Genomic DNA, 11119 nt, shown 5'->3' on the forward strand with positions numbered 1-11119 from the left:
CGGTTCCACTCGCGTCACTTACGAATATGGCTTGCGAACACGCCGCCATCGCGAACAAAAAAGGAGAAACCCAAGTGACGTGGAACGACGGCTATGTATCGGACGTGATCTATCCGACCACATTCAATCCCCAGCAAAGCCCGGCGCATCTCGGTTTTGCCTGCCTGCTCGGCGGCTGCGAGCCAGTTGCGCTCGACAAGCCCTTCACCTACATGGAGCTGGGCTGCGGCCAGGGCCTGACCTCCAATGTGCTGGCGGCCACCCATCCGCATGCCCGCTTCTTCGCCTGCGACTTCAATCCCGCCCATGTCGCCAGCGCCCGCGAACTGGCCGAAGCGGCGAATCTGGACAACATCGTGTTTCTCGAAGAGAGCTTCGAGCAGCTTGCAGCCGGCAAAGTGGACGATCTGCCGCAGCTCGACTTCATCACCATGCATGGCGTCTATTCCTGGATCAGCGCGAAAAACCGCCGGCATATCGTCGACTTCATCAAGCGCTATCTCAAGCCGGGCGGCATCGTGTATGCCAACTACAACGCCATGCCGGGCTGGAGCGCGGCTTCCGTCCTCAAGCGAGTGACCAGGCTGCATGCGGACTTCCATCCCGACGGCAGCGCAGTGCAGATCGAGCAGGCGCGCGATTTCATTCAGCGGCTGCGCCATACCGGCGCACGCTTCTTCGCGGTGAACACCAGCCTCGACCCTTTCCTGAACCAGCTGGCCGACAGCGACACAAGCTACAGAGCCCATGAATTCCTGAACCATGAAACCGGCGCGCTCTACCATGCAGACGTGGCCGGTGAACTTGCGGACGCGAAGCTCGAATACGCCGGAGCAGCCAAGGCTATCCTGAACTTCCCCGAATTGCACCTGACGCCGGAGCAGCAGCGGCTCCTTGGGACGATCGCCCACGGACCGCTTCGCGAAACAGCCCGTGATTGCATCCTGAATCCGTCGATGCGCGAGGATATGTTCGTGCGCGGTCTGCGTTCCCTGTCGTCCGCCCGGTTGAACGCATGGCTCAGCCGGACCGGACTCGCCCTTGTCCGCCCAATGCTGTCCGGCACGGTCAGGCTTGAAGTCATGAACGACGATGGCGGGCTCCTGAGCGAGCTGTACGCGGCCGCGCTTGAGGCACTTGCGAAACGGCCTCATCGTCTGTCGGAACTGGCGGCGCTTCCCGCCTTTGCAGCGCAACCGGCATCGGCCCTGCTGAAGGTTGCCGCCTTGCTGATCCAGTTCGGCTGGGCGGCACCTTATTTCGTACAGAACGCAGCCATCGATCCGGCGCCGGCGCACCGGCTCAACATGGAACTGGCTCGGCAGGCGGAAACCGGGAGCGAACATGAAGTGCTCGCTTCGCCGCTGCTGGGCAGCGGCACCACTACGGGACTGATGCAGTATCTGACCTATCCGTTCGTGGCGCAGATGGGCAAGGAAGCGGATGCGGAGCTGATTGCACGGCATATCGCCAGCGTATTCGATGCGCAGAACATTCCATTCAGGTGCCATGGCGCGGTCGTCGAAAGCCCCGAGATACGGCATCAGGAAATTCTCAAGACCGTGCGCGCCATTCTGGAGCTGCGCGTGCCGCTGTGGGAACAGCACGACGCGCTGTGAGCAGCTTCATGACTGGTGTTTTCCGCGCCGGCGGACTTGTGCCGCCGGTGTGTTCCATGGAACAGGACACAGCAGCGAAGTGATGGCAGTGACGGCAGTGATGAAAGCTGCTGCTGCCCTATGGAACCCTGAGTGATGAATGAACGCCTGGCAGGAAACCCGATATGACAAGAACCAATGCTTATGTTTCCGACATCACTTATCAGGTGACGTTCTTTGAAGAACAAACCCCGGCGCACCTCGGCTTTGCCTGTTTGCTCGGCGGCTGCGAGCCGGTTGCGCTCGACAAGCCCTTCACCTACATGGAGCTGGGCTGCGGACAGGGCCTGACCTCCAATGTGCTGGCGGCCACCCATCCGCATGCCCGCTTTTTCGCCTGCGATTTCAATCCTGCCCATGTCGCCAGCGCCCGCGAACTGGCCGAAGCGGCGAATCTGGACAACATCGTGTTTCTCGAAGAGAGCTTCGAGCAGCTTGCAGCCGGCAAGGTCGACGATCTGCCGCAGTTCGACTTCATCACCATGTATGGTGTCTATTCCTGGGTCGATGCCGATAACCGCCGGCATATCGCCGACTTCATCAAGCGCTACCTGAAGCCGGGCGGCATCGTGTATGCCAACTACAACGCCATGCCGGGCTGGAGCGCGGCCTCTGTGCTGCAGCGCCTGAGCTGGCAGCATGTGGAGCTTCATCCCGAAGGCAGTGCCGCACAGATCGACCAGATGCGCGCATTCGTTCAGCAGCTGCACGATGTCGGCCCGCGTTTCTTTTCCACCACCGCCGGCCTGTCCCGTTTCATGGACTCGTTCAGCGAAAGCAGCAAGAACTACCTGGCGCATGAATACCTGAACCGCGGCTGGAGCGCGCTCTATCATGCCGACGTGGCGCGCGATATGGCGGGTGCGAAGCTCGATTATGCCGCGTCCGCCCAGATGATCTGCAATGTCCCCGAGCTGCACCTGACACCGGAGCAGCAGCGGTTTCTGGAAACGATTGCCCACGGGCCGCTGCGCGAAACCGCGCGAGACTGCATCCTGAATGCTTCGCTGCGCCAGGATATTTTCGTGCGCGGCGCGCGCAGTGTGTCGGCCACGCGCCTGGCCATGTGGATGAGCAAAGTCGGTTTGGCGCTCGCTTGTCCATATCTTCCCGGAGACATGACGCTCCAGGCCGCAGAAGGTTTCGACAAGCTGCATGCCCCGGTACTTGAAGCGCTCACGAAACGGCCGCATCGTCTGTCGGATCTGGCCTCGCTTCCGCCCTTTGCCGGGCAGCCGACCGCGGTCCTGCTGAAAGCGGCGGCAAAGCTGATCTCAAGCGGCGCAGCCGCACCCTATTTCGTACAGGCGGCGGCGACCGATCCGGCGCCGGCGCACCGGCTCAACATGGAACTGGCGAGGCGCTCCGAAACAAGCGACGAATATCAGGTCCTGGCTTCGCCGTTATTGGGCGGCGCCACGGTGGCAGGTTTGTTTCAGCGCCTGGTGTACGCCTTCGTGGCGAAGCAGGGAAAGGATGTGGACGCCGAGCTGATTTCACGGCATATCGCCGACGTCGTGGCAGCGCAGCGAGCTTCATCAGTGCGCAACAGCCAAGCCAATGAAGGTGCTACGTACCGGCATGAGGAAATCCTGTCTACGGTACAGGCGATTCTCGCGCATCGCCTGCCGATCTGGGTGCAGCATGGCACGGTCGGCGGCTGCAAACCGATGGTGTGCGGCAAAACTGCCGGAGCCCATCCGCAGAATGCGGAACTCTGCGTGATGGAATGAAAAACCTACCGCCGGGTGTTTTCCCCATCGGCAGGCTTGTCGCGCCGCAGGGGAAACGCCAGCGAAGCAACGGCGGCAATCACCGCAAGTACGGCAGTCGCATAATCAAGCCAATCCATGATCGTCCCCCGCATTGTTGATGCTGCGTGACAGGCCGGCATGATGCCGGCCGAAAGGCACTGCGCCTATCTTCAATCGCTACCGCTGCATGCCCCAGCGCCGCACGGTCACACGCTCCAGCGAATGGAACACGATGTTTTCCACCAGCAAGCCGATCAGGATGACCGCCGCAAGGCCGGCGAACACCTTGTCAGTATAGAGCTCGTTCCGGTTCTGGAAAATGTACCAGCCCAATCCACCCTTGCCCGATGTCGCCCCGAATACGAGTTCGGCTGCGATCAGCGTGCGCCAGGCGAACGCCCAGGCGATCTTCAGCCCGGATACGATGGACGGCAGCGCCGCCGGCACCAGGATCTGCACCACCAGCCGCAATCCGCGCAGCCCGTAGTTGCGGCCCGCCATGCGCAGGGTTTCCGGCACGCTCTGGAAGCCTGCATAGGTATTGAGCGCCAGCGGCCACAGCACCGAGTGCAGCAGCACGAAGATCAGGCTGCCGCGCCCCAGGCCGAACCACAGCAGCGCCAGTGGCAGCAGCGCAATCGCCGGCAGGGGGTTGAACATCGAGGTCAGCGTTTCCAGCAGGTCGCGTCCGACACGGGTCGACACCGCCAGCGCCGTCAGTGCGAATGCGGCAGCCACGCCGAGGGCATAGCCCTGCAGCAGCACGCTTAGCGACACGGCGATGTTGCTGACCAGCTCTCCGCTGGCGAGCCCCTCGACCAGGGCACGTGCGGTGGCGGTAAAGGTCGGCAGCAGCAGATCATTGTTTTGCCAGCGCGCAAAGATTTCCCAGATCACGGCAAGCACGCCGAGAATCAGGGCCTTGCGCAGCGCGCCGAATTGCCAGAGCCGGCCGCTCAGCGGCAGCACGCGCTCGGCGGCGATATCGCCCAGGGGTTCGGGCGCGCGTTCATACTCCGGGCGTACCGGAGGGACCAGTGTATTCGTAACATTCATGAATCAGGCCTCCTGAGCACGCGAGGAGCGCGAAAGATTGCCGGCATCGGTAGCATGGGCACCACCGGCCTGCGCCGGCTCATCGAACAGCAGGCCGTGGATGCGCCTGGCGGTGGACTGGAACTCGCTGCCGCCCATGCTGTGCAGGCCGAACTGATGGCTGTTGATCTCGGCGCGCACCCGGCCCGGATGCGGCGACAGCAGCAGGATGCGGTTGCCTACGACCAAAGCTTCCTCGATCGAGTGCGTCACGAACAGCAGGGTGAAGCGCTCCTCTTCCCACAGCGCCTGCAGTTCCTCCTGCATCTTGCGGCGCGTCAGCGCATCGAGCGCGGCGAAGGGTTCGTCCATCAGCAGCACTTCCGGCTGCATCGCGAGCGCCCGGGCAATCGCCACGCGCTGCTTCATGCCGCCCGACAGCGTATGCGGAAAGGCATCGGCGAAGCGGTCGAGCCCGACCTTGTGCAGCCAGTGCAGGGCACGCGCCTCGGCTTCGCGGCGTCCGGCGCGCTTGCTCGCCAGGAGCGGGAACATCACGTTTTCCTTGACCGTCTTCCAGGGCGGCAACTGGTCGAACTCCTGGAACACCACCACGCGGTCCGGTCCCGGCCCTGCCACGACGCGGCCGTCGAGACGGATGCTGCCCTCGCGCGGCGCAATGAAGCCGCCGACGGCCTTGAGCAGCGTGGACTTGCCGCAGCCCGAGGGACCCAGCAGCACGAAGCGGTCGCCGCGGTGCACGTCGAAGCTCACGCGGTGCGTGGCGCGCACGGTATGGGCGGCGGTGCGGTATTCCAGCGTGACCCCTTCCGCCTGCAGCAAGGGCTTGTCGGCTGCAAGGCCGGGACGGCCTCCAGTCGGGGGGGTAATCGGAAGCGGATGCACGCTCATGCCAATCTCCTGTGGTGTGATGACTCAGCTACCCTGTGCGGTGGCCGGGTCGTCGAAGAAATAATCGCGCCAGCTTTTCGGCTGGTTCTTGATCGCGCCGATGCGATGCAGGAACTGGGCGAAGGTAAAGGTGTTCTGCGGCGCCACCTTGAACTGCACCTGCGGGTTCGTGATGATGCTGAGCAGCAGCTTGCGGTCGGTATTGGTCTTGTTGACGCGCAGGTAAGCATCGACTGCCGCTTCCGGATTGCTGGTGATGAACTGCGCGGCTTCGGTCAGCGCGGCGACGAAGGCGCTGTAGGTTTTCGGATTCTCGTTGCGGAATTTCTCGGTCGCGTACAGCACCGTCGCCGAACCCGGTCCGCCCAGCACGTCATAGGAATTGAGGACGATATGCGCGTTCGGATTCTGCGCCAGCTCCTGGTCCTGGAAAGGCGGATTGCCGAAGTGCGCATTGATCTCGGTCTTGCCCGCGATCAGGGCGGCCGCCGCATCGGGGTGCGGCAAGGCCTGGGTCAGCTTGTCGAGGCGCGCGAATTCCTTGTCGCCCCACTGCTTGGCCGCGGCCATCTGCAGGATGCGCGCCTGCACCGAGACGGTCACCGCCGGCAGCGCAATCCTGTCCTTGTCGGTGAAGTCGGCGATGGTCTTCACGTTGGGATTGGTGCTGACCAGGTAATACGGGAAATTGCCGAGCGACGCCACGCCCTTCACGTTCTGCTTGCCGTGGGTGCGGTCCCAGAGCGTGAGCAGGGGGCCAACGCCGGCCGCGGCGATATCGATGGAACCGGACAGCAGCGCATCATTGGTCGACGCGCCGCCGGACAGCTTGGTCCATTCCACCTGGATATCGACGCCCTTCTGCTTGCCGTGCTTTTCAATCAGTTTCTGGTCCTGCGCCACATTGAGCAGCAGATAGACCACGCCGAACTGCTCGGCGATGCGGATACGGCCCTCGGCATGGGCGGGCAGCGCCAGCGTGCTGCAGACCAGGCCGAGGCCTGCGGCCAGTGCGAGGACGCGGCGGCGCGCGCCGCTGAAACGGTGAATCAGTGCGGACATGGTAAAACTCCCTGTTGTTATTCGTTGTGCGGCCGGCGCAAAAAGCGCCCGGCTGGATCCGATGGCGTCGGATGCTCAGAAAGGCGCGTCGCCCTCGATGGTAGTGCGGTACAGCTTGCGGCGCTGGTCGTCCGGACAGCCGGCGGCGAGATGCATGAGTGAGCGGTTATCCCAAAACACCATATCGTGCGGCTGCCAGCGGTGGCGATAGACATGCTCGGGCTTCACGCTGTGGGCGAACAGCTGGTCGAGCAGGTCGCGGCTTTCGTCCTCGGGCAGGCCGACGACGCGCGGCGTGAAGTGTTCGCTCACGAACAGCGCCTTGCGGCCGGTCTCGGGATGCGTGCGCACCACGGGGTGCACCACCGGCTTGACCTGCGCGATCTGCTCCTCGGTCAGGTTCGGCCGCCACGGGCTGCGCTGCTGCAGTTCCGCATACTTGGTCAGGTAGCTGTGCTCGGCCTTCAGGCCTTCCACCTTGCGCTTCAGATGTTCGGGCAGGGTTTCGTATGCCAGGTGCATGTTGGCAAACAGGGTGTCGCCGCCTTCGGCCGGCAGCTCCTGCGCATGCAGCATCGAACCGAGGCTGGGGAGTTCCTTGTAGGACAGGTCGGAATGCCAGTAATGCCCCGCATCGCCCAGACCGATAGGCTGGCCGTTTTCCTTGATGTTGGACACGATCAGGATCTCGGGATGGCCGGGCAGCTGGAACTGATGCAGCACATGAATCTGCAGCCGGCCGAAGCGGCGGCTGAAATCGATCTGCTGCTGCGGCGTGATGCGCAAATCGCGGAATACCAGCACATGATGATCGAGATGCGCACGATACACCCGGGAAAAATCTTCGGCGCTCAAGGGCTGCGACAGATCAAGGCCGATCACTTCCGCGCCGAGCGATGCCGACAGCGAACGAATGACGAGATTGGTGTTGGTATGGACAGCTTCGGCTGCAGGAGCAACAACGGACATGAGTACAACCCGTGAAAGAATTTGACAAGAAATTCTAGGGCGGGCTGTAATGCATGCAAACGAAGTTTATTGGCTATGCAAGAAGGTTTTTTGCATATGCAAGGTGTCATTTAACTTCATTGCTGATCAACGAAATCAAAAATGATTGCGCAGGCGCGATTTTGAGTTGGGTACATAGCAATTACTACTAAAGCTCGGCCAGCCTCATTGCCATCCGTATGGCAATGAGGCTGCGAGTAAGTCGCTACCAATAGGGCGCTTAAATAAAAGCGTTACCTATTGATCCGGCCCACAAATATGTTTAAGCGGCGTATTTAACATGAGGGTCCTGGAAGTAGCATTTCACACGTTCGGGCTCTTCGCATATCGTCGTCATATGCGCTTCAGCCGCTGATCTGAGTTTGGCCTTGGTCCGGGCTGGCGCTGCAGTGCGCACGACGTGCTTCAGATCCGCATTGAGGCGCTCCTCCGGATTGAGCTCAGGGCTGTAACTAGGCAAATGAAACACCTCGATCTGCTCCCCATGCTCCGCCAGCCATGCCTTGACCGGCTTGCAGTGATGCACCGGCAAGTTGTCGAGTATGAGGAAGACTTTGCGTTGCGTATCTTTGACCAGCGCCTCGAAGAACTCGATGAGCCGTTCATGGTTGAACGCGCCGTCAATGATCATCCAGCGTGCCTTGCCCTGGTTCGTCACCGTGGCAATCATCGACAGCTTTTCCCGTGTGCCACCTACGGCCAGCGTCACCGGCGTTTTGCCCCTGGGTGCAAAACTGCGTCCGCGCACATCCGTGTTCACCAGCGCTGTCTCGTCGCCCCAGTGAATCTCGGCATCCTCTTTCCTGGCGCGCCGCGCGATCTCCGGGTAGGTTTGCTCCAGCCACTTGCCCACCGCCTGCGGCGACTGCTCGTAGGCGCGGCGAATCGGCTTTTGCGGCGTGAAGCCCCAGCGCCTGAGGTACTTGCCCACCGAGCGTACATGCAAATGAATGTCAAACTTGTCGGCAATGAGCTGCATGACGGCCGACCGACTCCACAGCGCAAAGTCCATCTTCAACTGTTCCGGGCGCTTGTCGCAAATGATGCGGCCAATCTCGGCTTCCTGCTCTGCCGTGAGCGCCCGATCTTCTCCATCACGGCGACCACGCTTGCGCGGCGCTAACGCCGCCATGCCTTCGGCCTCGTAGCGCGCGATGATGCGCGTGACCGCGGTATGGCTCAACCCGATCTCCAAGGCGATTTCTGTCTTCGACCGGCCGCGCTGATGGGCACGAATAACCTGGCGTCGCCGCTCATGTTGCTCAGCCGGACTGAGCTTTCTCGCATCGTCTTTATCCATGTAATTCAGACAACACTTAAGCTTAAAAATTCAACCTATTTGCGGGCCGAATCTATAGACAAAGCAATTCCATTTGCCTGAAGAAAATCCAATATTGCTGCATGCACGCCTGTACTATGCAAATTGACAGATCGAACGTACCTGGACGTATCTTCGTTAGGGAACAAATTGCCTGGCAGATCCGAAATGTTGAGTCCGCTTAAGTCCAGGGTCTGATTTAAATTCCCCTGTTCCAAAAATGCAAGTATTCGTGTTCCAGCCCTGGTTCTGTCAACGGATTCACGTTCACTGCCAAGGCTTGCCCAACTCTGTAAATGCGCAAACCAGTTGTCTCGTTCGGTTGCAGTCAAAGCGGAAGCTTCGCGAACCTCGATTGTGACACCCAAATTTCTCAAAGCCTGCAGATGTCGTTCCGGAAACTGTTCGGGCCTGACTGTTACAACCTTAGCATTTGTCGGGATCGGCGGAGGTGATGAAAAATCCCCGAGGTTTCGCAGATCAAGATTGGTGTTTCCTGAATTTTCCCGTGCTTCACGTGATGTTTGTCTGATGAGACCCACTATTTCATCACCAGATTGCCGTCGTCTTGCAACTTCCTCTGCCGGCACTCCCGCTTCCTCGAACCAGGCACTCAATAAACTACGATATTGTCTTGGAAGTCCGCGCAGTACAACCGTTCTACGGACACCCGGATTGTCTTCGGGCTTTGGGCTCACACGGCCTGCATTTATTCCGATGGATTCCGAACCAACTTGAGGTTGAACCGAGTCCGGGAGCCGCTCACTTCGTGCAACTCCTGCGGTACCCGAACCGCCTGCTGCGGGAAGGCGGTCAACGGTGATGCCTCTTACGTTAAAAGCGATTTCCAGGTCTTGGGGAAGACCAACGTCAGCGGCAATCCTTAGACGCAGTGTATTTCCCTCTCCCTGTGATAGGTCGGCGTCCGCTACTTGTTGCATCAGGTCTTGCGCAGCATTGAACCGGTACTGAGCTTCACCGTCATCCTCGGCGTAGACCCATGAATCCAATACGGCACGCAGTAGGTCTCTATTGGATCCTGGCACTGCGGCTGTAGCAGCGGCTGTAGCAGCATCAGTGTCAGCAGCGCCAACTCCGCTTTGAGATGCCGGTACAAGCTGAGTCCCTGCGAAGGTTGGTCCCCACACGCTTCCCGGTTCACGTTCAGTAATCAGTATTCCTGTTCTTCTGAGCGCTTTAATTATGTCCTGTGCAAACTGCCCTCTTGTCACCGTTATGCTTTTCACTGTTTTTCTCAAGGCGGGGAGTGAAGTCAGCCGCCGCAAATCGCTCACGTCAAGATCGAATCGTTCCCCGCTTAAGAGGCCTTGAGTATACCGATCAACCAGCATTTGCCTATGACTTGTTTCCTCGTTGGTGATTCTTTCCTCTGCCATCCATTTCTGTATATGAAGAAATGGCTTGCTTGTCGTTCGGCTTGGATCGCCGCGATTAAAATTGATGTTTGGACGAACTTCTACGTTTCCTACGCGAGCATTGTCTGGATCAGGATTTGTTGGATTCGGCACGCTCTGAGTCTTAGGCGCCGAAAGTCCGGCTGGGACATTGGAGCCGCTTTCCGCAGATGCTCGGACAATAACAATACCGAGGTTGGCAAGAGCAATTCTATGGTCCTCAGGGACGAAGACGTCACTGCCTACAGTCACGCGTATTGCATTTCGTCCATCAGCAGAAGGTGCAAATTCCGCAGTCCCATTGAGCAATGCTGTTGCGGTAGCCACCCTGCCTACAGTTTCTTGGTCGCCAATGCCGTCTTGATAAGTCCATCGTCCCAACAAATTATTGAAATTGACACTCGCTTCACTGCTGCTTGAACCGTTATCTCGATTGGCGCCTGCTGCGGCCGCGTCTACTTCATTTGCCGAATCACGACGCTGATTCACAGCTCTTCCCGCCGCTTCCAGCTCGCGCTGCCGGGGAGTTTTCTTGAATTTAATCGTACCCTTCAAAATCGTTTTTACAGACGCACCGGCGGGCAACGCTTGCTCTCTTTGTCGCCTGGCCTGACGCTCGGCTTCATCCAAATGATTATCAGGCTTCCTGAATGAAACGCTATAGGTGGATGATGGAAGGGAGAATTTAATAAAACTCATGATTGAATTCAAATAGGTCATATACCAAGCGATGGTCAGTCAACCACGGCTTGTGTAAAAGGTTTAAGGGATGCCCTTGCGGGCTCCATGTCGAAATCGTTGATTCCCATGAGTGGATGGCCGGGGCTCACGGGCAAGCACCCTCAAGCAAACTCTGACCAGTTCAATGCAGAGACCGTATTGCAAGTGATGCCGATACGAAAATTCGACCCGGATGAGTGGCAGCTTCATATGAATTGGTTCCATATCGGTTCCTCT

General features: G+C 59.5%; 8 protein-coding genes. 2 read left to right on the top strand and 6 right to left on the bottom strand.

Translation table 11 applies throughout. The annotated features are described in order from the left end of the window. Nucleotides 1-74: 74 nt before the first annotated feature. Nucleotides 75-1619, top strand: a complete 1545-nt coding sequence (locus tag IGW03_RS07535) for a class I SAM-dependent methyltransferase (RefSeq protein WP_194721912.1) — start codon at nt 75-77, stop codon at nt 1617-1619. Between the two features lie 164 nt (nt 1620-1783). Then, complete coding sequence (locus IGW03_RS07540) at nt 1784-3391, top strand: class I SAM-dependent methyltransferase (RefSeq protein ID WP_194721913.1); 1608 nt, start codon at nt 1784-1786, stop codon at nt 3389-3391. A 198-nt stretch (nt 3392-3589) separates the two neighbouring features. Here IGW03_RS07540 and IGW03_RS07545 read toward each other — a convergent pair whose 3' ends face one another. From IGW03_RS07545 to IGW03_RS07570, 6 genes are all read right to left on the bottom strand, one after another. After that, the gene (locus IGW03_RS07545) at nt 3590-4468 is read right to left on the bottom strand and encodes an ABC transporter permease (protein ID WP_194721914.1); all 879 of its coding nucleotides are present in this window, start codon (nt 4466-4468) and stop codon (nt 3590-3592) included. Between the two features lie 3 nt (nt 4469-4471). Further along, nucleotides 4472-5359, bottom strand: a complete 888-nt coding sequence (locus IGW03_RS07550) for an ABC transporter ATP-binding protein (protein ID WP_194721915.1) — start codon at nt 5357-5359, stop codon at nt 4472-4474. A gap of 24 nt (nt 5360-5383) precedes the next feature. After that, nucleotides 5384-6421, bottom strand: a complete 1038-nt coding sequence (locus IGW03_RS07555) for an ABC transporter substrate-binding protein (RefSeq protein ID WP_194721916.1) — start codon at nt 6419-6421, stop codon at nt 5384-5386. 75 nt (nt 6422-6496) lie between these two features. Continuing rightward, nucleotides 6497-7390 carry a TauD/TfdA dioxygenase family protein gene (locus IGW03_RS07560; RefSeq protein ID WP_194721917.1) on the bottom strand — a complete coding sequence of 298 codons (894 nt, stop codon included), beginning with the start codon at nt 7388-7390 and terminating at the stop codon, nt 6497-6499. 301 nt (nt 7391-7691) lie between these two features. Continuing rightward, nucleotides 7692-8729 carry an IS630 family transposase gene (locus IGW03_RS07565; RefSeq protein WP_194721918.1) on the bottom strand — a complete coding sequence of 346 codons (1038 nt, stop codon included), beginning with the start codon at nt 8727-8729 and terminating at the stop codon, nt 7692-7694. Nucleotides 8730-8764: 35 nt separating this feature from the next. After that, nucleotides 8765-10861: a hypothetical protein gene (locus tag IGW03_RS07570; protein WP_194721919.1), complete on the bottom strand. Its 2097-nt coding sequence runs from the start codon at nt 10859-10861 to the stop codon at nt 8765-8767. Nucleotides 10862-11119: the final 258 nt, after the last annotated feature.

It is taken from the genome of Noviherbaspirillum malthae, from assembly GCF_015352985.1.
GTDB lineage: Bacteria > Pseudomonadota > Gammaproteobacteria > Burkholderiales > Burkholderiaceae_D > Noviherbaspirillum > Noviherbaspirillum malthae.

Coding starts and splice junctions, on each gene's coding strand:
- IGW03_RS07540 (WP_194721913.1), top strand. CDS start 1,784: ATGACAAGAACCAATGCTTATGTTTCCGACATCACTTATCAGGTGACG.
- IGW03_RS07545 (WP_194721914.1), bottom strand. CDS start 4,468: ATGAATGTTACGAATACACTGGTCCCTCCGGTACGCCCGGAGTATGAA.
- IGW03_RS07550 (WP_194721915.1), bottom strand. CDS start 5,359: ATGAGCGTGCATCCGCTTCCGATTACCCCCCCGACTGGAGGCCGTCCC.
- IGW03_RS07555 (WP_194721916.1), bottom strand. CDS start 6,421: ATGTCCGCACTGATTCACCGTTTCAGCGGCGCGCGCCGCCGCGTCCTC.
- IGW03_RS07560 (WP_194721917.1), bottom strand. CDS start 7,390: ATGTCCGTTGTTGCTCCTGCAGCCGAAGCTGTCCATACCAACACCAAT.
- IGW03_RS07565 (WP_194721918.1), bottom strand. CDS start 8,729: ATGGATAAAGACGATGCGAGAAAGCTCAGTCCGGCTGAGCAACATGAG.
- IGW03_RS07570 (WP_194721919.1), bottom strand. CDS start 10,861: ATGAGTTTTATTAAATTCTCCCTTCCATCATCCACCTATAGCGTTTCA.